Consider the following 22,322-nt stretch of genomic DNA (forward strand, 5'->3'; position numbering starts at 1 on the left):
TCCCCTCATGCTACTTGCGGGTAACCAGACTGCCCACCCCTTGCGACCGGAGCGGCGAAGGTCACACGAAGGCGCGGCGGCGCACGCGGCCGCCGCGGCTCCGGCGCGCCCCGCCCCGGTCCGCGGCGGGAACGGCGAACGCCGGACGGGGCCGAGGAAACGGCCCGTCCGGCGTCCGGTGGCGCGCCGCACCGCGGTGCGGCGAGAGGTGCTCGCTCAACCTGGCGTGATTACGCCCCTCGGTCGGCGGAATCTCACGCCTTCGAGGAGAATGCGCGTGCCAGGAGCGGGGCCACCAGTTCGATCTGCCAGTGCCGAGCCCCGTAGCCGATGAGCGCGGCCTCGATCGCGTCCGGCGTCGCGCTCCCGGGCGGCTCCCAGCAGACCCGGCGCACCGTGTCCGGCGTGATCACGTTCTCCTGCGGCATGTGCAGCCGCTCGGCGAGCTCCGACACCGCCGCGCGGGCGGCGGCGAGCCGTGCCGCCGCGGCCGGGTCCTTGTCCGCCCAGGCGCGGGGCGGCGGCGGACCGGCGACGGCCTGGCCGGGCTGGGGCAGCTCGGAGTCCGGCAGGGCCTTGGCCCGGTCGACGGCCGCCTGCCACTGCTCCAGCTGCCGGCGGCCCATGCGGTGGCCGAAGCCGGGCAGGGCGGTCAGCGCATGCGTGTTCGCCGGGAGCGCGAGCGCGGCCTCGACGATCGCGGCGTCGCTCAGCACCTTGCCGGGCGAGAGGTCCCGGCGCTGGGCCACCCGGTCGCGGGCGGTCCACAACTCCCGCACCACCGCCAGCTGGCGGCGACGGCGGAGCTTGTGCATGCCGGAGGTGCGGCGCCACGGGTCCTTGCGCGGGGGAGCGGGCGGGGCGGCGGCGATCGCGTCGAACTCCTCCCGGGCCCACTCCAGTTTGCCCTGCCGGTCGAGCTCCTTCTCCAGGGAGTCGCGGAGGTCGATCAGCAGTTCCACGTCCAGCGCCGCGTAGCGCAGCCAGGGCTCGGGCAGTGGCCGGGTGGACCAGTCGACGGCCGAGTGGCCCTTCTCCAGGGAGTACCCGAGCACGCTCTCGACCATGGCGCCGAGGCCGACCCGGGGGAAGCCGGCCAGCCGCCCGGCCAGCTCGGTGTCGAACAGTCCCGTGGGGGTCATTCCTATCTCCCGCAGACAGGGCAGGTCCTGGGTGGCGGCGTGCAGGATCCACTCGCTGCCGTGCAGTACCTCCCCGAGCCTCGACAGATCGGGGCAGCCCACCGGGTCGATCAGCGCGCTGCCCGCGCCCTCGCGGCGGAGCTGGACGAGGTAGGCGCGCTGGCCGTAGCGGTAGCCGGAGGCGCGCTCGGCGTCGACGGCCACCGGGCCGGTGCCCGCGGCGAACGCCGCGATCACCTGGGAGAGGGCGTCGTCGGAGGCCACCACCGGGGGAATGCCCTCGCGAGGTTCGAGCAAGGGGATCGGCGCCGGGGCGACGTCGTCCGGGGGAGCGCCCCCGGTGGTTCGCAGTGATGTGTCTGCTGCGGTCTCTTGGGCGTCGGTCACGTGGTCAAGGGTATCCGTGGATGTACGGCGCCCGTCGACGGAACGTTCCGTCGACGGGCGCCGATGCATGCAAACCAGCCGGTCCCGGCGGCCGGGGGAGTCGCCGGGGCGGGAAGGGTCAGTGGATGATGCCCGTCCGCAGGGCGACGGCGACCATTCCGGCACGGTCGCCGGTGCCGAGCTTGCGGGCGATCCGGGCGAGGTGGCTCTTGACCGTCAGGGCGGACAGCCCCATGGAGACGCCGATGGCCTTGTTGGACTGGCCCTCTGCGACCAGCCGGAGGACCTCGACCTCGCGGCCGGAGAGCTCGCGGTAGCCGCCCGGGTGGCTCGGGGTGCCCGGGGGGCGGCGGTGCATACGGGCGGCGTTGGCGCCGATGGGGGCGGCGCCCGGACGGGTGGGATGGCCGATGTTGGTCCGGGTGCCGGTGACGACGTAGCCCTTCACACCGCCCGCGAGGGCGTTGCGGACCGCGCCGATGTCGTCGGCGGCGGAGAGGGCGAGGCCGTTCGGCCAGCCGGCGGCCCGGGTCTCGGACAGCAGGGTCAGCCCGGAACCGTCGGGCAGATGGACGTCGGCTACGCAGATGTCGCGCGGGTTGCCGACGCGGGGACGGGCCTCCGCGATGGACGACGCCTCGATGACGTCACGTACTCCGAGGGCCCACAGATGGCGGGTGACGGTGGAACGGACGCGCGGGTCGGCCACGACGACCATGGCCGTCGGCTTGTTCGGGCGGTAGGCGACCAGGCTTGCGGGCTGCTCTAGGAGAACGGACACCAGGCCTCCTGGGAAGTGGCGGGACGGGCCGGCTCGGGGATGAAGCCGGGGCGCACCGTGCTTGAAGGGTCATTGACCTCTTCGGCAGCGGACCCGTCCTCCTTTAGAGGAAGATCGCGATTTGCTGAGTAACAATTCGGGCAAATCGGACGCGCGATCGATTGTACGAAAAAAATGTCGGTAACTCCGCGCAAAGCGTGACACGGTGTTGAGCTGCGGTGACAGGGTGTCGAGAGGGCGGGAGGGGGCGGCCGGCTCCGCCGCCGGGGTGTCAGGGGACCTGGGGGCCGCGCCGCTGCGGGAGCGAGACCACCGCCGCGTCGGCCGGACCCGACGGAGGCAGGCCCGCGATCTGGCACAGCAGATCGCCCCACGCCGTCAGATGCGCCGCAGTGTCCGGCGCCCCGCCCCGGCTCTCGCGCGGTGTCCACGACGCCCGGATCTCGATCTGTGTCGCCGGCCGCCGCGCTCCCAGCGCGCCGAAGTAGTGCGAACCCGCCAGGGTCACCGTGCCGCCCGCCGCTCCGTACGACAGCCCGCGCGCCTCCAGCGCGCCGGTCAGCCAGGACCAGCACACCTCCGGCAACAGCGGATCGGACGCCATCTCCGGTTCCAGCTCCGCCCGCACCAGGGTCACCAGACGGAAGGTGCCGTGCCAGCCCTCGTGCCCGTCCGGGTCGTGGAGCAGCACGAGACGGCCGTCGGCCAGATCCTCCTCGCCCTGCACGACCGCCGCCTCCAGCGCGTACGCGTACGGGGCGAGCCGCTTGGGCGGGTGGGTCGGCTCGACCTCCAGTTCGGGTCGCAGGCGCGCCGAGCGCAAGCCGTCCAGCGCCGACCGGAAAGCGGGCGGCACGGAGCCGCCCTCCGCGCTGTCCTTGTCGTCAGCGCCGTCGGGTCGATCGGAGAACTGTTCCTGAGCCGGAGCCATGCGGGGAAGAGTAGGCGGAACGGGAGCCGCGTGCAGGGAGGGACACCCGGCCGGGCCCGGCCGCTTACGCCTCGTGCGAAGATTCTGGGTGTGAGTGCCAACGATCGCCCCATGGGCCAGCAGACGAAGACCTCCGCCACCCATGAGTCGGCGTTTCTCAAGGCGTGCCGCCGCGAGCCGGTGCCGCACACCCCGGTCTGGTTCATGCGTCAGGCGGGGCGGTCGCTGCCCGAGTACCTCAAGGTGCGCGAGGGCATCCCGATGCTCGACTCCTGCATGATGCCGGAGCTCGTCGCGGAGATCACGATGCAGCCCGTGCGCCGTCACAAGGTGGACGCGGCGATCTACTTCAGCGACATCGTCGTCCCGCTCAAGGCCATCGGGATCGACCTCGACATCAAGCCGGGCGTCGGCCCGGTCGTCGCCGAGCCCTTCCGCACCCGCGCCGACCTGGCCCGGCTGCGCGACCTCACGCCCGAGGACGTGTCCTACGTCACCGAGGCGGTCGGCCTGCTCGTCGCCGAGCTCGGCGCCACCCCGCTCATCGGCTTCGCGGGCGCCCCGTTCACGCTCGCCAGCTACCTCGTGGAGGGCGGCCCGTCCCGCAACCACGAGCACACCAAGGCCATGATGTACGGCGAGCCGGAGCTGTGGGCGGACCTCCTCGACCGGCTGGCCGACATCACCGGCGCCTTCCTCAAGGTGCAGATCGAGGCCGGCGCCTCGGCCGTGCAGCTCTTCGACTCCTGGGTGGGCGCGCTGTCCCCCGCCGACTACCGGCGCTCGGTGCTCCCCGCCTCCGCGAAGGTCTTCGAGACCGTCGCCCCGTACGAGGTCCCGCGCATCCACTTCGGCGTGGGCACCGGCGAACTCCTCGGCCTGATGGGCGAGGCGGGCGCGGACGTGGTCGGCGTCGACTGGCGCGTCCCGCTCGACGAGGCCGCGCGCCGGGTCGGCTCCGGCAAGGCGCTCCAGGGCAACCTCGACCCGGCGGTGCTGTTCGCGCCGACCGCGACGGTGGAGGAGAAGGCCCAGGAGGTGCTGGACGCCGCCGCCGGTCTGGAGGGCCACGTCTTCAACCTGGGCCACGGCGTGATGCCGTCGATGGACCCGGACGCCCTGACCCGGCTCGTGGCGTACGTGCACGAGCGGACCGCGCGCTGAGGGAGACGTCCGGGCGGGTGCCCGCGGCCGGGACGAGCCGGTCGGATGGGCGCCCGCCGGGCTCTCAGGCGGTGCCCGCCCGCCGCAGCGCCGTCACCGTCTTGCGGGCGGCCACCAGGACCGGGTCCCAGACCGGTGAGAACGGCGGGGCGTAGCCGAGGTCCAGGGCGGTCATCTGGTCCACCGTCATTCCGGCCGTGAGCGCCACGGCCGCGACGTCGACCCGCTTCGCCGCGCCCTCCCGGCCCACGATCTGCACCCCGAGCAGCCGCCCGGTGCGGTACTCCGCGAGCATCTTGACCGTCATCGGCCGCGCCCCCGGGTAGTAGCCCGCCCGACCCGTCGACTCGATCGTCGCCGTGACGTAGCGCAGCCCCACCGAGCGGGCGTCCTTCTCGCGCAGCCCGGTGCGGGCGATCTCCAGATCGCACACCTTGCTCACCGCCGTGCCCACCACCCCGGGGAACGTCCCGTAGCCGCCCGCCACGTTGGACCCGATGACCTGGCCGTGCTTGTTGGCGTGGGTGCCCAGCGCGATGTGCCGGGTGCGGCCCGCCACCAGGTCGAGCACCTCGACGCAGTCGCCACCCGCCCAGATGTTGTCGTGCCCGACGACCCGCATCGACAGATCGGTGAGCAGGCCGCCGTGCGGGCCCACCGGGAGGCCGACGGCGTGGGCCAGCGTCGTCTCGGGCGCCACCCCGATGCCGAGCACCACCACGTCCGCCGGATAGGTCGTGCCGCCCGCGACGACCGCGTCGGCCCGGCCGTCCGGCCCGGTGCGGATCTCCGTCACCTCGGCCCCGTTGACCGTGGTGATGCCCAGGCCGTCCATCGCCTCGTGCACCAGCCGCCCCATGTCGGGGTCCAGCGTGGCCATCGGCTGCTCGCCCCGGTTCAGGACGGTCACCTCGAAGCCGTGCTTCAGCATCGCCTCGGCCATCTCGACCCCGATGTAGCCCGCCCCGACGACGACCGCCCGGCGACGCCCCTGCGGCACCTGGTCCAGCGACTCCAGCAGCGCCTGCCCGTCGTCCAGCGTCTGCACCCCGTGCACCCCGGGCGCGTCGATGCCGGGCAGCGCCGGACGCACCGGACGGGCCCCCGTCGCGATCACCAGCTTGTCGAAGTCCGTCCAGTACGTCTCGTCGGTCTCCAGGTCCAGCGCCCGCACCCGCTGTCCGGCCACGTCGATCTCCGTGATCTCGGTGCGCATCCGCAGGTCGATGTCGCGGGCCCGGTGCTCCTGCGGGGTACGGGCGACGAGGTCCTCGCGTTCGGTCACGTCGCCGCCGACCCAGTACGGGATGCCGCAGGCGGAGTACGAGGAGAAGTGGCCCCGCTCGAAGGCGACGATCCCCAGCTCGTCGGGACTCTTGAGCCTGCGGGCCTGGGACGCGGCGGACATGCCCGCCGCGTCACCACCGATGACCACCAGTCGCTCCGTCGCCATTCCCGGTCCCTTCGACACCGATCCGAAGGGACCAACGCTACGACGCCGGGGGCTTCGGCGAGGAATGCGGCGGCACGGGCGTCCGCGCCGCCCGGCGCCCGCGCAGCCGGCGCAGCAGCAGCCGCCCCGCCACCACCAGCACCACGATCGTGACCAGGAACGGAGCCGTGGCACCCAGCACCACGGAACCCCACCGCAGCACCGTGAGGAACGCGTTCCAGCCGTTGCCGAGCGCGTCCAGGAAGCCGGGCGGATCGTCGTCGTCGTTCGTCTCGGGCGACCTCACCGGCTCGGAGAGGTCGAGGGTGATCGTCGCCAGCGAGGTGCGGTCCTTCAGCGACGCCTGCTGGGCGAGCAGCGACTCCAACGCCGCCTGGCGGCTGCTCAGTTCGCCTTCCAGCGTGACCACGTCGGAGAGCGCGTCGGCCCGGTCCATCAGCTTGCGCACCCGCGCCACGCTCGCCCGCTGGGACGCGATCCGGCTCTCCACGTCGACCACCTGGTCGGTGACGTCCTTCGCGGACGAGGTGCGCGACCGCAGCTTCCCGGTGCCCGCGAGGTCCTTCAGGACCGTTTCGTACGCGTCCTGCGGAACGCGCAGCACGATGTGCGACGTCTCGCGCGTCGCGTCGACCCGTTCGGTCCTCTCGTCGGCCACCAGGCCGCCGGCCTCGGACGCCGCCGCGCGGGCGGCCGCGGCGGCCTTCGGCACGTCCCGCACCTCGACGGAGAGCGTGGCGGTGCGGATGACGTGGACACCGGCGGGCAGGCCGCCGGTCTTCCGCCCCTCCGCCGGCGAATCGCCCGCGCCCTCCGCCTGCCCGGCCGAAGCGTCCGAGGCGGCCCGCTCGCGCGGTGCGGCGGCCTTCCCGCTGTCGGCGGAACGCGTCTCGCCCGCGTCGCCGGCGCCGCAGCCGCTCAGCGCGAGGAGGCCGGCCAGGAGCCCGGCGGCCAGGGCGGTGCGCGAACGGCGCCGGGTGCGGCGCGGATGTCTGGCTGTCTGCATGAGTGTCCCCCCGGGACGGTCGTCGACGTTGCCGGTTCGACGTGCGGGGCCCGTCCGCGGGTTGCCCGATCCCGGTTTCGAAGCGGTCACGTTCGGGCCTCGAACCGGGTCTGAGGGCCCGTCGGGCGACCTTCGACCGGAGAGTGGACGCGGCCCGGTGCGTGTGATTCCAAGGCGCCGGGATGTCCTCGTGGGGGAGCTGCGCGGGCATGTCGGCAACGCCGGAAGCGTGCGTGCCAGGGCGTGGCCGCCCGGTCAGGGGCCACCCGACAGGCTCTGAGAGAGTGGAGGCATGGAGCGTTCACTCAATCGCGCGCACACAGGCACGGGCCATGTCGTCGTCGTAGGTGGCGGTATCGCCGGTCTCGCCGCCGCCCACCGGCTGCTCGCGGCCGGGCTGCGGGTCACCCTCCTGGAGGCCACCGACCGGCTCGGCGGCAAGCTGATGACCGGCGAGATCGCCGGGACACAGGTCGATCTGGGCGCCGAGTCGATGCTCGCCACGCGCCCGGAGGCGGTGGAGCTGGCACGTGCCGTCGGGCTCGGCGACCGGCTCCGGCCGCCCGCCACGACCGCCGCGTCGGTGTGGACGCGCGACGCCCTGCGGCCCATGCCCAAGGGTCATGTGATGGGTGTGCCGGGCGATCCGGCGGCGCTCGGCGACGTGATCTCCCCGGAGGGCCTCGCCCGTGTCGCCGAGGAACGCGATCTCACCCCGACCGCCGTCGGCGACGACGTCGCGGTCGGCGCGTACGTGGCGGACCGGCTGGGCCGCGAGGTCGTCGACCGGCTCGTGGAACCGCTGCTCGGCGGCGTGTACGCGGGCGACGCGTACCGGATCTCGATGCGGGCCGCCGTACCGCAGCTGTTCGAGGTGGTGCGGGAGGGCGGTTCGCTCCTCGACGGCGTCCGGCGCATCCAGGAACGGGCCGCGGCACGGCCGAGGACCGGCCCGGTCTTCCAGGGCATCGAGGGCGGCATCGGCACGCTCCCGGGGGCGGTCGCCGAGGCGGTGCGCGCGGCCGGGGGGGAGATCCTCACCGGAATCCCCGTCCTCGGTCTGACCCGCACCGGAACCGGGTGGGAGGTGCGTACCGACGGCCGGGTGATCGCCGCCGACGGCGTCGTGCTGGCCACCCCCGCCTGGTCCGCCTCCACCCTGCTCGCCGCCGAGTCCCCGGCCGCCTCCGCCGAGCTCGCCGGGGTCGAGTACGCGTCGATGGCGCTCGTCACCATGGCGTTCCGCCGTTCCGACGTGGCCGGTACCGCGGCCCTCGACGGACGTTCCGGTTTCCTCGTGCCGCCGGTGGACGGGCGCACCATCAAGGCGTCCACCTTCTCCACCCGCAAGTGGTCGTGGGTCGCCGAGGCCGCTCCCGACCTCTTCGTCCTGCGCACCTCCGTCGGCCGGTACGGTGAGGAGGACCATCTGCACCGCGAGGACTCCGAGCTGGTGGCTGTGTCGCTGCGCGATCTCGCGGCGGCCACCGGACTGGCAGCGGAGCCCGTGGACACCGAGGTCACCCGGTGGATCGGGGGACTGCCCCAGTACCCCGTGGGACATCTGACCCGGGTCGCCCGGATCCGGGAGGAGATCGCCGAGCTGCCGGGTCTGCGGGTCTGCGGAGCGGTCTACGACGGGGTCGGCATCCCGGCGTGCGTGGCGAGCGCCCACCGCGCCGCCGACGAGATCGCCGCCGGTCTCGCGGGCGGCTCCGGAGAAGAGATCATCGCCACGCCGACCCTGGTTCAGGGCACAGGGAGCGAGGCGGGACAATAGCCGTATGAGTGCGCCTGAGAAGATTCCCAACGCCGGTAAGAAGGCCAAGGACCTCAACGAGGTCATCCGCTACACGCTGTGGTCCGTCTTCAAGCTTCGTGATGTGCTCCCCGTCGACCGCTCCGGTTACGCCGACGAGGTCCAGGAGCTGTTCGATCAGCTCGCGGCCAAGGACGTCACCGTCCGCGGCACCTACGACCTGTCCGGTCTGCGGGCCGATGCCGACATCATGATCTGGTGGCACGCCGAGACCTCGGACGAGCTCCAGGAGGCGTACAACCTCTTCCGGCGCACCAAGCTGGGCCGGGCGCTGGAGCCGGTCTGGTCGAACATGGCGCTGCACCGCCCCGCCGAGTTCAACAAGTCGCACATCCCGGCGTTCCTGGCCGACGAGACGCCGCGCAACTACGTCAGCGTCTACCCCTTCGTTCGCTCCTACGACTGGTACCTGCTGCCGGACGAGGACCGCCGCCGGATGCTCGCGGACCACGGCAAGATGGCCCGCGGCTACCCCGACGTCCGGGCCAACACCGTCGCCTCCTTCTCGCTCGGCGACTACGAGTGGGTCCTCGCCTTCGAGGCGGACGAACTGCACCGCATCGTCGACCTCATGCGTCACCTGCGGGGCTCCGAGGCGCGGATGCACGTCCGTGAGGAGATCCCGTTCTTCACCGGACGCAGGAAGTCGGTCGCAGACCTGGTGGCCGGGCTCGCGTAGCGAACGGGCTCCGACCACCCCAGCCCGGAAGATCAGACGGCGGGCACCGGCGCGTCACGCGTCGCCCGTCGTTCCAGCGACACCGGGTTCGGTTCCGGGTCCGCCGCGGGTTCGGCCCGCGGCGCCCCCGGGGCCCGAGGGACGAGTGGATCGTCCCGCCCGTCGGTCCGTCCCGCCCCGCCCTGCCGGGCGCGGGTGTGCGGCACGTACGGGGGCACGCTGGGCCCGGCCTCGAACGAGGCCGGGCCCAGCGCCGTATCCGGCGGGAGGATCCCTTCGCCGTTCCGCGCCCGACAGGCTCCTCGGGGTAGTTGCGGCTCACCCGCCGACGAGGGCCGCGCGGGCGGCGCGCAGCAGCAGCGTGGTGCGGCCGGGCGGACGCCCGCCCGCCCGGTCCTTCCACCATCGGGTGAGGCGGCGCCGGGCAGCCCGGTCGGTCGGCCGGCCGGTGCTCAGCAGCTCCTCGGCGAAGTCGAGCGCGTCCCGTCGGTACCCCCCGGACATGGGACGGCGTCCGGCGTATGCGAGGAACGCCTCCCGGTAGCCCGAGCCCAGGATCTCCGGCAGTTCCGGCGCCACCTTGGCGACCACCCCCGCCCGTTTGGAGGCCAGGGCGCGGCTCTGGACGTCGAGTCGGCGCTCGTCGAAGCCGGGCGGGGCGGGAGCGCCCGCGACGAGGGCACGGAGCAGCGCCGTCTGCGCCACCGCGACCCGGTCGCGCACGGAGTCCGGGGACGCGGGAGCGGAGGGGTGCGCGGGAGCCGAAAAGACAGTAGGAGCCGAAGGGGACGTCGGAGCCGAAGGGCGCGCGTCCGTCGGCGCGGACGGGCGCGCGTCCGTGGGGGACGTGCCCTTCCCGGTGTGTGCGCCGGGGCCCGCGACGGGGCGCGACGCGAGGTCTCCGGCGTACGCGGGCGCGTCGGCGCCCCGGACGGCTGCCCGGTCCAGCGTGGTGCGGATCGCGGCCAGTTCGCCCGCCAGTTCCTCGGCCGGCGGGAAGTCGTCGTCGCGCTCCAGGAGAACGCCCGGCGGGTCGACCCGGGAGCGGAGTTCGGCCAGCACGTCGAGCACCGGCCGGGTGACCGGATGGGCATGGGTGTCGTGCCAGACGCCGTCCTTCTCGACGCCGCCCGCCACATGCACGTACGCGATGGCCTCCACCGGCAGTTCGTCGAGTGCGGCGGCGGGATCCTCCCCGCGGTTGACATGGTTGGTGTGCAGGTTGGCGACATCGATCAGCAGCCGGACCCCGGTGCGCTCCACCAGCTCCGCCAGGAACTGCCCCTCCGTCAGCTCCTCGTCCGGCCAGGAGAGCAGGGCCGCGATGTTCTCCAGTGCCAGGGGCACGGGCAACGAGTCCTGTGCGATCCGCACGTTCTCGCACAGCACGTCCAGCGCGTCCCAGGTGCGGGGCACGGGCAGCAGGTGGCCTGCCTCCAGCGTCGGCGAAGCGGTGCGCGGCCCCCCGGCCCGTACGAACGCGATGTGCTCGGTGACCAGCGGCGCGGCGAGCAGTCCGGCGCGGGCCGCGAGGTCCGCCAGGCGGCCGGGGTCGGGGCGCTCGGCCCCGCCGAGGCCCAGCGAGACGCCGTGCGGGACGATGGTGACCCCGCGTTCCCTCAGCCGCAGCAGCGAATCGGGCAGATGACCGGTGCAGATGTTCTCCGCGACCGTCTCCACCCAGTCGATGCCCGGCAGCGCCTCGACGACGTCCGCGATCTCCGGCCGCCAGCCGATACCGGTCCCCAGTCTCATGCCACCCCTCCTTCTTCTCCTCCGTGCAGGGGTGATGGCCCCGGCGGGCGGTGGCGAATCCGAAGAAGGGGACGTTCAGAGCTTGATCTGAGGTTCCCGGCGGTCCGAGGTGCCCGTCGAGGCCGCCGACGCTCCGTTCCGTCCCGTTCCTGATGACCGGCACCGGGAACGGGACGGAACGACTCACGGCCCCCGACGGGCGCGGTTCAGTGGTTCAGAGGTTCAGCGGCACAGGGCCCGCCACGGACCAGCCGGACACGTCCTGGACGTCGTGACCGTGCGGTGAGGTCAGAGCCCGCTGCCGCCGCAGGGCGGCAGGGACCCGACGCGGTGGTGTCCCTCGACCGCGACGGTCTTCCCGGGGGCGATCTCGGTGAATCCGGCGTCACGCACCAACGGAAGGTCGCTCGCCGCGAGTTCCCGCCAGCGTTCCGCGTCCGCGGTGGCGACGGAGAGCGGGAAGCCCGCCTCGCGCCACGCCTTGCGCTCCGTCTCCGACAGCTCCCACCAGGCGAGCTGCGCGCCGTGCCCGACCTGTGCCATCGCCTTGCCCGCCGTCATGCCCAGCTCCGGGTTCAGCCACAGCACCGGCCCCTGCGGACCTGGTGCGGCCGGGGGCTCCGGGTCGTCCAGGTCCGTTCCCGACACCTGGAGCCTCGCCAGTTCCCCGGGCCAGCCGTCCAGAGGCACCGGAGGGAAGACCCGCACCTCGGCGCTCTCGCCCGTGACCGTGATGCCGGGCAGTTCGCAGGCCCTGCGCCACTCGGCGCCGCGGGCCCGCCGCACCACCTTGCGGATCCGGGCGTCCTCCCAGTCCCGGATCGCCCGGGCCCATTCGCCCTCGCCCACCGAGCGCTCGTCGGAGAGCATCACGAGCACCGCGCGGGCGGCGGTCCGCAGGGCGTCGGTACGGGCCGGTGGCGTCGCCCTCTCGATGCGCACGACCAGCGGCAGGACGTACTGCGGTGCCTCGTCGCGGTTCGTCCGTCCGGACTCGAACGGGCTGTCCGCCGCCGCGGAACCGGACGTCGGTACGGCCGGGTCCGGGTCCATGGCCGGGGGCATGGGAGTGTTGTCGTCGCTCACTCGTACCAGTGTGCCAGCAGCCCCGGACGCTCTTGTTGTGGGAACGAGCGGCTCCGGGTGAGGATGCACCGCATGAAGAGCGATCTCTTTTCCAGCGAATACCTGGCACAGCAGGCCACGGCCCCGGGGATGACCCTGCAGAACGCCAAGTCCATCAAGTACGCAGTCAACGGTGAGATGCACGCCCGTCAGGGTTCGATGATCGCCTTCCGCGGCAACCTGCAGTTCGAGCGCAAGGGCCAGGGCATCGGCGGCATGCTCAAGCGCGCCGTCACCGGCGAGGGACTGCCGCTGATGGCCGTCCGGGGCCAGGGCGAGGCGTGGTTCGCGCACGAGGCCGCCAACTGCTTCATCGTGGACATCGAGCAGGGCGACGCCCTCACCGTCAACGGCCGCAACGTCCTGTGCTTCGACCCCACGCTCGCCTACGAGATCAAGACCGTGAAGGGCGCGGGGATGGTCGGCGGCGGCATCTTCAACAGCGTCTTCACCGGCTACGGCAAGCTCGGCCTCATGTGCGAGGGCCACCCCATCGTGATACCCGTCACGGCCCAGCAGCCGGTGTTCGTCGACACGGACGCGGTGGTCGGCTGGAGCGCCCACCTCACCACCTCGCTGCACCGCTCGCAGAGCTTCGGTTCGATGGTCCGCGGCGGATCCGGCGAGGCCGTCCAACTGCGGCTGGACGGCGAGGGCTTCGTGATCGTACGACCCAGCGAGCTCAAGCAGGAGAAGGCGTCGGCCAACTGAGACTGGACGGAGTGGGGCGCCGCTACGGACTGAGGGGGCCGTGGGTGCTGCGCGGGGTCGACCTCGCTCTGCCCATGGGCCGTCTGGTCCGGATCGAGGGGGCCAACGGCACCGGCAAGTCGACGTTGCTGCGCCTGCTCGCCGGGATCGACGAGCCGACGGAGGGCCGGATCCACGGCCGCAGGCCGCGTACGGCGTACGTCCCCGAGCGCTTCCCCGCGGCGCTCCCGTTCACCGCGACCGGATATCTCGTGCACCTGGGCCGGATCCACGGGCTGCGGACCGCCGAGGCGACGGACCGGGCCGCGGCATGGCTCGACCGGCTCGGAGCGGCCCACCACACCCGCACGCCGCTGGCGGAGCTCTCCAAGGGAACCAGCCAGAAGGTCGCCGTCGCCCAGGCGCTGCTCGCCGAACCGGGGTTGCTGGTCCTGGACGAGGCATGGACCGGCCTGGACGCCGAGGCTCGTGACGAACTGGACCGGGCCGTCACCGAGCGGGTCGAGGCCGGTTCCACCGTGGTCTTCGTCGACCACGACCCGCGTCGGCTCGCGAGGGCCGTCGACGCCGTGTTCCGGGTCGAGGGACACGGGCTCCTCGCCGTTCCCACGACAGGGGGCGCGGGAGGCACGGGGCCGGGGGCGCACGCCGTGGCGACCGGGTCCCGGGTCCGGATCGAGGCGGCGTGCCCACCGGGTGCCGCGCTCCCGGCGGCGCTGCCGGGAGCGCCCGAGCGCGCGCCCGCGCCCGACGGAGGCGTACGGTTCACCGTCGACGCGGCGCACTCCGACGCCCTGCTGCGCGCCCTGCTCACCGCCTGTCCGCCCTGGCACATCCGGCGACTGACCGGCCACCTTGAACCGGACGCACCGGGGGACACCGCGACCGCATCCGCGGACGGGACCCCGTCGACGGACGGCGCCGCGCCGACGGGTGGGGCCGGGCCCGGCGCCGCGCCGGCCGCGTCCGAGGACCCGCCCCCGCCCACCGGCTCGATCTCCGAGGCGTCATGACCGCCCTTCTCCGCTACCGGGCCGCATCGCTGGTCCGCTCCCAGCGCTGGCTCGCCCCCCTTCTGCTCTACGCGGCCTTCCTCGCCGTCGGCGTGTGGTGGGGGCAGCCGGTGCTCGATTCGCTGGGGTACGCCGCGGCCGGGCTCCTGCCCGTCACTGCCTGGTTCGTGCAGGTCTGTACCGCTCTGGAACCGCCCGCCGCGCGTGCCGTCGTCGCCGCGGCGACGGGCTCGCCGCGCTCCCATCTCGCCTCGTTCCTCGTGGCGCTGGGGTGCGCCGGGCCGCTGGGCGCGGCGGCCGTCCTGGTCGTGCTGCTGATCAGCGATCCGTCGAACACCGACCACTCCGTCCCGGTGCCGCTTCTGCCCGCCGCGGCAGCCGGACTGCTCGCCGTCGGCTGCTGCGTGCTGCTGGGGGCGGCGGTCGGTGCGCTGTGCACCCGGCCGGTGCTGCGCGGGCGCGGCTGGTCCGTCGCCGCCACCGTGCTCGCCGCGCTGCTGGCCCTGGTGACCACCGGCTCGCCCGCGAACAGCGCGGTGACCGGTCTGGTCACCGGCTCGCGGACGGGCACGGTGCACCTGCCGCTCGTGCCGCTCCTGGCCTCCGCTGTCCTTGCCGCTGCGGTCGCCGTGTTCACCGGGCGGCTCACCGCGCTGCGCGGCTGAGTGCGGGACACGGGACGCGGGAGGCGAGAGGCGGCAGGCCCGGCGCACGGCATGCCCGGCCCGACGGCCGTCGGCCGACGAAGCCCACGACCGCCCGCGCCCCTGCCCGCCCGGGCCTCCCGCACGTCCACGACGCCGGCCCATCCGCGCCCGGCACGGGCACGCCCGCCGTACCGGCGCACGGATGCGTCACGGCGTCAGTGCCACGGCCCCGTCACCGCGAACGTCGTCCCCGGGGTGTAGCAGTTGACGTACATCGTCCTGCCGTCCGGGGCGAACGTGACCCCGGCGAACTCGCCCCATTCCGGCTTCTGCGGCGTCCCGATGTTCTGCCGTCCCCGCGCCATCGCGTACACCTCGCCGCCCCGTGTCAGGCCGAACACGTGCTGCGCGCCGTCGCCGTCCTCGCACACCATCAGCCCGCCGTCCGGGGCCAGGCAGATGTTGTCGGGCGACTCGCCGGGCAGCTGGACGTCCGTGCCGGGCCCGAACACGACGACCAGAGTGAGCCGGCGCCGCCCCGGGTCGTACCGCCACACCTGACCGTGGTGGTCCGCCGCCGAGCCCTCCGCGCCGCGTGCGTAACTGGAGACGAAGTAGACCGAGGAACCGCCCCAGTAGCAGCCCTCCAGCTTCTGCGCGTGCGTGATGCCCCGCGGCCCGAAGTCCTGGAAACGGATGGGGGTCTCGGCCGCCAGCGGGTCCGGTACGGGCACCCATTCCACGCCGTCGAAGCTCGCGCCGGTCTGCTGGACGGCGGACAGGTCGGGGACACCCGGCACCCGCATGGCCTCCAGCCGGCCGCCGGCCCGCAGCGATCCCGTCCCGCCGAGCGGCTTGCGCGGCAGAAAGCGGTAGAAGAGCCCGAACGGCCGCTCGAACGCGTCCTCGGTCTCGTACACGATCCCGTTCGCCGGGTCGATGGCGATCGCCTCGTGCTGGAAGCGGCCCATCGCGGTGAGCGGCACCGCCCCGGTGCGGCGCGGATCGGCGCCGTCCACCTCGAAGATGAAGCCGTGGTCCTTGGTGTAGCCGTTGGTGCCGGCCTTGTCCTCGGTCTCCTCGCAGGTCAGCCAGGTGTTCCAAGGCGTACGCCCGCCCGCGCAGTTCACCGCCGTACCGGCGATGGCGACGCGTTCGCCCAGGACGTTGTTGCGGCCGTCCAGCTCCAGGACAGTGCAGCCGCCCTTGCCCATCGGGTCGTAGGTGAGCCCTTCGACGGCCGGGACCCGGAACGCCGCGTCGGCGCGGTTCTCATGGTTGCGTACGAGACGGACGTGACCGTGCCGGCCCGCGAAGGCGGCCATGCCGTCGTGGTGGCTGGGGACCGGGCCCTCGCCGGAGCGGAGCGGGTCGCCCTCCCGGGACAGCACCCGGTGGTGGAAGCCCTTCGGGAGGTCGAGCAGACCATCGGGGTCCGGAACCAACGGACCGTAGCCGCTGCGGCCGGAGTGTCCGGCGTGGCCGCTGTGGCGATCGAGGTCCCGGGCGGTGGCGGTCCCGGCGAAGAGTTCGGAGAAGGCCCCGGCGAAGGCGATCGAGGCGGCGACCGCGCCGCTGCCGGCCAGGACCTGCCGTCGGGTGGTGAGGGTCCGTGACGCCGCGGACGACAAGTCCCGTGACGGCGCGGACGCCGTGTTCTGTGACGCCGTGCTCTGCGACGCCGCGGACGCCGCGTTCTGTGACGATTCCGTGTCCCGTGACGATGACATGTCTCGCGATGGCGCGGATGACCTGTCCCGTGACGACGACGTGTCGTGTGACGCTGCGGATGACATGAGGCGACTCCCTGCTGGCGGACAGGAGAAGTGACCCGCATGTGTGTACCACGCGCATCGGCGCGCGGGAACCACGCGGGTCACCGTGTCTCATGCGTGTCACGCGCCCCCGGCTGCCGATCGCACGGGCCCCGGAGGCCCGTGCGCGGGATCAGGCCAGGGACGCGGTGAGGGTGATCGTCGTGCCCGTGAGCGCCTGGCTCACCGGGCAGTTCGCCTTGGCGTCCTCGGCGGCCTCGGCGAAGCCCGCCTCGTCGAGGCCCGGCACCTCGCCCTGGACGGTGAGGTGGATGCCGGTGATGCCGGTGCCGGGCTGGAAGGTGACCTCGGCACGGGTGTTCAGCCGGGTCGGCGGGGTGCCGGCCTTCGCCAGCCCGTTGGACAGTGCCATCGAGAAGCAGCTGGAGTGCGCCGCAGCGATGAGTTCCTCGGGGCTGGTCTTCCCGTTCGCCTGCTCCGCGCGGGACGGCCACGAGACGTCGTAGTCGCCGATGCCGGAGGAGTCGAACGTGACGACGCCCTTGCCCTGGAGCAGATCGCCTTCCCAGACCGTGTGCGCCTGGCGCGTGGTAGCCATGGTGGATCCCTTCGAACGGTGTGCGCGGTGGATACGGGATGCCTCCGGTGCGCCCGTGCGGTACGCCCCGGAACCCGTGCGGTACCCCCGGGAAATGGGGCAGCACGCACCCGAACCTACTGCGCCACGAGACCCTTCGCGTCGCGCGCCAGCGCCGTGAGCCGGGAGATCGCCCGGAAGTACTTCTTCCGGTACCCGCCGTTCAGCATCTCGTCGCTGAACAGCTTGTCGAAGGGCACACCGGAGGCGAGCACCGGCACCTCGCGGTCGTACAGCCGGTCGGCCAGGACGACCAGCCGCAGCGCGGTCGCCTGGTCGGGCACCGCCTGCACCTCGGTGAGACAGACCGCCCGCAGGTCGTCCGTCAGCGCGCCGTAGCGGCTCGGGTGGACCCGGGCGAGATGCGCGAGCAGTGAGGGGAAGTCGTCGAGGCTGGCGCCCTCGGTGGCGTACGCGGCCCGGGTGACCTGTTCGTCGGTGAATGGTGCCGGGGCCTCGGGCAGTCCGCGGTGCCGGTAGTCCTCGCCGTCGATGCGCAGCGGGCGGAAGTGCGCGGACAGGCCCTGGATCTCCCGGAGGAAGTCGGCGGCGGCGAACCGGCCCTCACCGAGCTTGCCGGGCAGCGTGTTGGAGGTCGCCGCGAGCGCGACACCCTCCTCGACCAGCCTGCTGAGCAGCGACGACACCAGCACCGTGTCACCCGGGTCGTCCAGCTCGAACTCGTCGATGCACAGCAGCCGGTGCCCGCTCAGCGTCTTCACGGTCTGCTGGAAGCCCAGCGCGCCGACCAGGTTCGTCAGCTCGACGAAGGTGCCGAACGCCTTCAGCGCGGGCGCGGCGGGCGTGGCGTGCCAGAGGGAGGCCAGCAGATGGGTCTTGCCGACGCCGTAACCGCCGTCGAGATAGACGCCGAGCGGCGCGGCCGGCGCCGCCGCCTTTCGCGCGAACCACCTGCGCTTCGCGGAACCGCTGGCGTGCGCCCCGCCGAGCCCGGCCGCGAAGCCGCTCAGCACGTCGACCGCCTCGCGCTGGCTCGGCTGCTTCGGGTCCGGTACGTACGTATCGAAACGTACGGCGTCGAAGCGCGGCGGCGGCACCATCTCGGCGACCAGGCGGTCTGCGGGGACGTGCGGCTCGCGGGCACACAGGGACAGCGGGGCCGTTTCGGTTATGGGGCTCTGCCCCGGCACGGCGGTGGAGGACGACACAACCCCCCACTCTACGGGCCGTGGAAGACTGCCGGACATGCGACGCCTGTTCCCTGTGACCGACCTGACAGCGACCGACGACGAGGGGGAGTGGAGCCTGGACGCCCTGGCCGACGCCTACGCCTACCCCGACACGGACGGCCCCTGGCTGCGCGCCAACATGGTCTCGACGCTCGACGGCGCCGCCCAGCACGACGGGCGTTCGCAGCCGATCTCCTGCGAGAGCGACATGCGGATCTTCGGCACCCTGCGCGCCCTGGCCGACGTGGTGGTGGCGGGCGCGGAGACGGTGCGGCAGGAGGGGTACCGGCCCGCCAGGGCCCGGGAGGCGTTCGCCGCCCGCCGGGCCGCGGCGGGGCAGGGGCCCGCACCGGCGATCGCGGTGGTGAGCGGCAGTCTGGACCTGGACTTCTCGTTGCCGCTCTTCGTCTCGCCGCTCGTCCCGACCCTGGTGCTCACCGGCGCCGGGGCCCCTCCCGGCCGGATGGCCGCGGCGCGCGACGCGGGCGCCGAGGTGGTGGTCGCGGGGGAGGGCTTCCGGGTGGACCCCGCGAGGGCCGTGCGGGAGCTGGCGGACCGCGGTCTGCGGCGGCTGCTGACCGAGGGCGGTCCCAGACTGCTGGGCCAGTTCGTGGCGGCGGGGGTGCTGGACGAGCTCTGTCTGACCGTCTCCCCGATGCTGACCGCCGGGGACGCGCAGCGGATCGCGGGCGGTCCGTCGATGGCCGTGCCGGAACGATTCGCCTTGGCATCGGTCCTGGAGGAGGACGGGTTTCTGTTCACCCGGTACCGTCGGGGCCCGTACGAGGACCGTCGGGGCTGACACACGGCGGAACTCGTCGTTCCGTTTAACTTCCGGTGGGCACAATTACTCTCGCAGTCCCCGTGTGAGCACGGGGAAGGATGGTTTCAGCAGAGACCGGCGACGGTCACTGAAGCAGAAGGGCACCCGTGGTGTTCACCAGCGTTTTGATGATCGAGAAGGCCCTCACTTCCGAGGACGTCGATTTCGTCACCACCTTGCACGGCGACGAGTCGACCTCCTTCGTCGTGCTCATACAGCCGCGCGGTGACCAGGCCGATGTCCTGTTGCGGGCCATCGACGACCTGGCGATGGGCGAGCTGAAGGAAGCCGCCCGGGAGATCGAGGAGCCGGAGGGCAAGGACGCCTGGCAGTCCGCCGAACTGGCACTCGAAGTGTCGCTGGAAGCCCTGCGGCAGGCGGGATCCGAGGCGGTCGGGCAGGTGGTCGAGGACCACCCGCTGGACAAGCTGAAGTCCGTGGTGGAGGAGGCGGAGGCGGACGAGGTCATCGTGCTGACCGCGCCGCACTACGTGGAGGAGTTCTTCCACCGGGACTGGGCCTCGCGCGCCCGTCACAAGGTCGGCGTACCGGTGCTCAAGCTCTTCGCGCACAGCGAATAGGCTTGGCCCGCGGTCCGGAGTGGCACCGGTCCGCGACCGAGAACGCACCCAGTACCCGGAGGACTCGCACATGACACCCGGTATCCCCGCCGCCATGGAACGGCCGCACTTCATCGGCATCGGCGGCGCCGGGATGTCGGGCATCGCGAAGATCCTCACCCAGCGCGGCGCGAAGGTCGCGGGCAGTGACGCAAAGGAGTCCGGCACGGCCGAGGCGCTCCGGGCGCTGGGGGCGACCGTCCACATCGGGCACGCCGCCGGGAACCTGGCGGACGACGCCTCGTGCGTGGTCGTCTCCAGCGCCATCCGCCCCGACAACCCGGAGCTGGTGCGCGCCGCCGAACTGTCCGTCCCGGTCGTGCACCGCTCCGACGCGCTGGCCTCCCTCATGGGCGGCCTGCGCGCCATCGCGGTGGCCGGCACGCACGGCAAGACGACCACCACGTCCATGCTGGCCGTCGCCCTGTCCGAGCTGAACCTCGCCCCCTCGTACGCCATCGGCGGCGACCTCGCCGGCCCCGGCACCAACGCCGCGCACGGCGAGGGCGAGATCTTCGTCGCCGAGGCGGACGAGAGCGACCGCAGCTTCCAGAAGTACGACCCCGAGGTCGCGATCGTCCTCAACGTCGAACTGGACCACCACGCGAACTATGCCTCGATGGACGAGATCTACGAGTCCTTCGAGGCGTTCACCGGCAAGATCGTCCCCGGCGGCACGCTGGTGATCTCCGCCGACCAGCCCGGCGCCGTCGAGCTGACCGGACGCGTACGCGACCGCTCCGGACCGAACGTCGTCACCTACGGCGAGGCCGAGTCCGCCGACGTACGCGTCCACAGGATCACCCCGCGCGGGCTGACCAGCGAGGTCACGGTCCTCCTGAACGGGAAGTACCTCACCTTCACCGTCTCCGTGCCCGGCCGCCACTACGCGCTCAACGCGGTCGCGGCCCTCGCCGCCGGTGTCGCCCTCGGCATCCCGGCCCACAACCTGGCCTCCGCGCTCGGCAAGTACACCGGGGTCAAGCGTCGCCTCCAGCTCAAGGGCGAGGCCGCGGGTGTGCAGGTGATCGACTCGTACGCGCACCACCCCACCGAGATGACCGCGGACCTCGAAGCGATGCGCGGCGCCGTGTCCGACGCCCGCCTGCTGGTCGTCTTCCAGCCCCACCTGTTCTCCCGCACCCAGGAGCTGGGCACCGAGATGGGCCGGGCCCTCGCCCTGGCCGACGCCTCCGTGGTCCTGGACATCTACCCGGCCCGCGAGGACCCGATTCCCGGCATCACCAGCGACCTGATCATCGACGCGGCCCGGGAGGCGGGCGCCGACGTCACCGCCGTCCACGACAAGGCCGCGGTCCCGGGCGCCGTCGCGGGAATGGCGAAGCCCGGCGACCTCGTTCTCACCATGGGAGCGGGCGACGTCACGGACCTCGGCCCGCGGATCCTGGACCACCTGTCGAGCTGAGGGAGCGACGTGTCGTACGACATCGAGAAGCCGGACGAGCAGTGGCGGGCGGAACTGACCCCCGCCGAGTACGCGGTCCTGCGCCAGGCCGGCACCGAACCCGCCTTCGTCGGTGAATACACCGACACCAAGACCACGGGCGTCTACTCCTGCCGCGCCTGCGGCGCGGAGCTGTTCCGTTCCGACACCAAGTTCGAGTCGCACTGCGGCTGGCCGTCGTTCTACGACCCCAAGGACACGGAAGCGGTCGAACTGGTCGAGGACCGCAGCCACGGCATGGTCCGCACCGAGGTCCGCTGCGCCCGCTGCGGATCGCACCTCGGCCATGTCTTCGAGGGCGAGGGCTACCCGACCCCGACGGACCAGCGCTACTGCATCAACTCGATCTCGCTGCGCCTGACGCCTGACGCCTGACGCGCCATGTCGGAGGCGTGGCGTGCGGTGCGTGGCGTGCGGTGCGTGGCGTGTGTGGACGCGCGAAGCCTGGGACATGACGTCCGGAGCCCCGTTGCGGGCCCCGGACAGCGGCCTGCACGCCCGGCGCGGGCGTGCAGGCCGCTGTCGTGATGACGGCCCGTCAGGAATGTTCGGCACCGGCCCGCGAAGTCCCACCGTTCCCGAAAGTCGCGTCCGGCATGCCGGACATTCCGAGCAATTGCAGGGTTCGCACCCATGGCAGGGCGTCAATGGTGCGTGGCTCGTTCGTTCGATAGCGTGGCGTGAAGCAGTCTTTTGATCATGCACCACGGGGGTTTCACACCATGTCGTTCGAGGACGAGTGGCGGGCGGAGAAGACCGCTGTCGCCATGCGGCTGAACCAGGCGGGCAGCGGCGGCGGTGGCGGCGGTGGGTCGACATCGGGGAAGGGCTCGGCGGACTACGTCGTCGTGGACGACGAGTTGGGGGACATCGGTCACGCCGCCTTCGGGCTCTTCAACGGCCTCGAATCGGGCGGCAAGCACGCCAACGCGGCGAGTGCGGCGGCCGGTTCGGGACTGAAGAGCGACGGTTTCGACAGCGGTGCGGCGCTCTCCGAGGTGAACAAGACCTGGGAGACGCAGGTGAGGACCCTGCTCCAGGCGTGCGCGCACATCTCCAACCACCTCGACTACACGAAGTCCTCGAACAAGGCCCAGGACGAGTGGATCGGGGACCAGTTGCGCCCCGCCGGCTTCATCGGCCCCGTCGCCCCCGTGCCCGCCTCCCAGATCGACAAGTACTTCCGGTAAGGAGCCGCC

Annotated in this window: 21 protein-coding genes; 11 read left to right on the top strand and 10 right to left on the bottom strand. The window is 72.7% G+C overall.

What is annotated here, in order from left to right:
* Nucleotides 1–254: 254 nt before the first annotated feature.
* The 3 genes from AB0E67_RS12985 to AB0E67_RS12995 all read right to left on the bottom strand — a co-directional run bounded on the left by AB0E67_RS12985 (nt 255) and on the right by AB0E67_RS12995 (nt 3,241).
* Entirely contained in the window at nt 255–1,529 is a 1,275-nt protein-coding gene (locus AB0E67_RS12985; RefSeq protein ID WP_362024952.1) for a ribonuclease D, read from the bottom strand.
* Nucleotides 1,530–1,647: 118 nt separating this feature from the next.
* Nucleotides 1,648–2,310 (bottom strand): response regulator transcription factor, encoded by a 663-nt coding sequence (locus tag AB0E67_RS12990; protein ID WP_073785139.1) that lies wholly within the window; start codon nt 2,308–2,310, stop codon nt 1,648–1,650.
* Nucleotides 2,311–2,581: 271 nt separating this feature from the next.
* On the bottom strand, nt 2,582–3,241 hold the full coding sequence (locus tag AB0E67_RS12995; RefSeq protein ID WP_362024955.1) for a DUF3000 domain-containing protein: 660 nt from the start codon (nt 3,239–3,241) through the stop codon (nt 2,582–2,584).
* Nucleotides 3,242–3,352: 111 nt separating this feature from the next.
* Here AB0E67_RS12995 and hemE point away from each other — a divergent pair, with 111 nt between their 5' ends.
* Nucleotides 3,353–4,405: a uroporphyrinogen decarboxylase gene (gene hemE / locus AB0E67_RS13000; RefSeq protein ID WP_362024958.1), complete on the top strand. Its 1,053-nt coding sequence runs from the start codon at nt 3,353–3,355 to the stop codon at nt 4,403–4,405.
* A gap of 64 nt (nt 4,406–4,469) precedes the next feature.
* Here hemE and AB0E67_RS13005 read toward each other — a convergent pair whose 3' ends face one another.
* Together AB0E67_RS13005 and AB0E67_RS13010 are read right to left on the bottom strand one after the other, a co-directional pair.
* Complete coding sequence (locus AB0E67_RS13005) at nt 4,470–5,858, bottom strand: FAD-dependent oxidoreductase (protein ID WP_362024961.1); 1,389 nt, start codon at nt 5,856–5,858, stop codon at nt 4,470–4,472.
* Between the two features lie 37 nt (nt 5,859–5,895).
* Nucleotides 5,896–6,864 (bottom strand): DUF4349 domain-containing protein, encoded by a 969-nt coding sequence (locus tag AB0E67_RS13010; protein WP_362024964.1) that lies wholly within the window; start codon nt 6,862–6,864, stop codon nt 5,896–5,898.
* 292 nt (nt 6,865–7,156) lie between these two features.
* Here AB0E67_RS13010 and hemG point away from each other — a divergent pair, with 292 nt between their 5' ends.
* Complete coding sequence (hemG, locus tag AB0E67_RS13015; RefSeq protein WP_362024967.1) at nt 7,157–8,644, top strand: protoporphyrinogen oxidase; 1,488 nt, start codon at nt 7,157–7,159, stop codon at nt 8,642–8,644.
* 4 nt (nt 8,645–8,648) lie between these two features.
* The gene (hemQ, locus tag AB0E67_RS13020; RefSeq protein ID WP_360104870.1) at nt 8,649–9,362 is read left to right on the top strand and encodes a hydrogen peroxide-dependent heme synthase; all 714 of its coding nucleotides are present in this window, start codon (nt 8,649–8,651) and stop codon (nt 9,360–9,362) included.
* A 318-nt stretch (nt 9,363–9,680) separates the two neighbouring features.
* Here hemQ and AB0E67_RS13025 read toward each other — a convergent pair whose 3' ends face one another.
* Nucleotides 9,681–11,117: a DUF692 family multinuclear iron-containing protein gene (locus tag AB0E67_RS13025; RefSeq protein ID WP_362024970.1), complete on the bottom strand. Its 1,437-nt coding sequence runs from the start codon at nt 11,115–11,117 to the stop codon at nt 9,681–9,683.
* Nucleotides 11,118–11,405: 288 nt separating this feature from the next.
* A complete protein-coding gene (locus AB0E67_RS13030) occupies nt 11,406–12,170 on the bottom strand; it encodes a peptidyl-tRNA hydrolase (RefSeq protein ID WP_362025531.1) in 765 nt (254 codons plus the stop codon).
* A gap of 105 nt (nt 12,171–12,275) precedes the next feature.
* Between AB0E67_RS13030 and AB0E67_RS13035 the strand changes: the two genes are divergently transcribed.
* Genes AB0E67_RS13035 through AB0E67_RS13045 form a run of 3 tightly spaced genes read left to right on the top strand, consistent with a single transcriptional unit; the run spans nt 12,276 to nt 14,631 of the window.
* Nucleotides 12,276–12,953: an AIM24 family protein gene (locus AB0E67_RS13035; RefSeq protein ID WP_362024973.1), complete on the top strand. Its 678-nt coding sequence runs from the start codon at nt 12,276–12,278 to the stop codon at nt 12,951–12,953.
* Nucleotides 12,950–13,966, top strand: coding sequence for an ATP-binding cassette domain-containing protein (locus AB0E67_RS13040; protein ID WP_362025534.1), 1,017 nt, complete (start codon nt 12,950–12,952; stop codon nt 13,964–13,966). Before AB0E67_RS13035 ends, AB0E67_RS13040 begins: the two co-directional genes overlap by 4 nt.
* Nucleotides 13,963–14,631: an ABC transporter gene (locus AB0E67_RS13045; RefSeq protein WP_362024976.1), complete on the top strand. Its 669-nt coding sequence runs from the start codon at nt 13,963–13,965 to the stop codon at nt 14,629–14,631. Before AB0E67_RS13040 ends, AB0E67_RS13045 begins: the two co-directional genes overlap by 4 nt.
* Before the next feature lie 197 nt (nt 14,632–14,828).
* Here AB0E67_RS13045 and AB0E67_RS13050 read toward each other — a convergent pair whose 3' ends face one another.
* The 3 genes from AB0E67_RS13050 to zapE form a co-directional block, all read right to left on the bottom strand.
* Nucleotides 14,829–16,244 (bottom strand): alkaline phosphatase PhoX, encoded by a 1,416-nt coding sequence (locus tag AB0E67_RS13050; protein WP_362024978.1) that lies wholly within the window; start codon nt 16,242–16,244, stop codon nt 14,829–14,831.
* A 316-nt stretch (nt 16,245–16,560) separates the two neighbouring features.
* Complete coding sequence (locus AB0E67_RS13055; RefSeq protein WP_351519214.1) at nt 16,561–16,986, bottom strand: OsmC family protein; 426 nt, start codon at nt 16,984–16,986, stop codon at nt 16,561–16,563.
* Nucleotides 16,987–17,102: 116 nt separating this feature from the next.
* Complete coding sequence (gene zapE / locus AB0E67_RS13060) at nt 17,103–18,194, bottom strand: cell division protein ZapE (protein ID WP_362024982.1); 1,092 nt, start codon at nt 18,192–18,194, stop codon at nt 17,103–17,105.
* Nucleotides 18,195–18,231: 37 nt separating this feature from the next.
* Here zapE and AB0E67_RS13065 point away from each other — a divergent pair, with 37 nt between their 5' ends.
* The 5 genes from AB0E67_RS13065 (at nt 18,232) to AB0E67_RS13085 (ending at nt 22,313) form a co-directional block, all read left to right on the top strand.
* Nucleotides 18,232–19,017: a pyrimidine reductase family protein gene (locus AB0E67_RS13065; RefSeq protein WP_362024985.1), complete on the top strand. Its 786-nt coding sequence runs from the start codon at nt 18,232–18,234 to the stop codon at nt 19,015–19,017.
* A 149-nt stretch (nt 19,018–19,166) separates the two neighbouring features.
* Nucleotides 19,167–19,619 (top strand): indole-3-glycerol phosphate synthase, encoded by a 453-nt coding sequence (locus AB0E67_RS13070; protein ID WP_362025537.1) that lies wholly within the window; start codon nt 19,167–19,169, stop codon nt 19,617–19,619.
* Between the two features lie 70 nt (nt 19,620–19,689).
* Entirely contained in the window at nt 19,690–21,084 is a 1,395-nt protein-coding gene (gene murC, locus AB0E67_RS13075) for a UDP-N-acetylmuramate--L-alanine ligase (RefSeq protein ID WP_362024988.1), read from the top strand.
* 9 nt (nt 21,085–21,093) lie between these two features.
* Nucleotides 21,094–21,498, top strand: coding sequence for a peptide-methionine (R)-S-oxide reductase MsrB (gene msrB, locus AB0E67_RS13080; RefSeq protein WP_360104846.1), 405 nt, complete (start codon nt 21,094–21,096; stop codon nt 21,496–21,498).
* Nucleotides 21,499–21,845: 347 nt separating this feature from the next.
* On the top strand, nt 21,846–22,313 hold the full coding sequence (locus tag AB0E67_RS13085; protein ID WP_362024992.1) for a hypothetical protein: 468 nt from the start codon (nt 21,846–21,848) through the stop codon (nt 22,311–22,313).
* The last annotated feature ends 9 nt before the right edge of the window (nt 22,314–22,322 follow it).

It is taken from the genome of Streptomyces sp. NPDC032161 (assembly GCF_040636995.1).
Classification (GTDB): domain Bacteria; phylum Actinomycetota; class Actinomycetes; order Streptomycetales; family Streptomycetaceae; genus Streptomyces.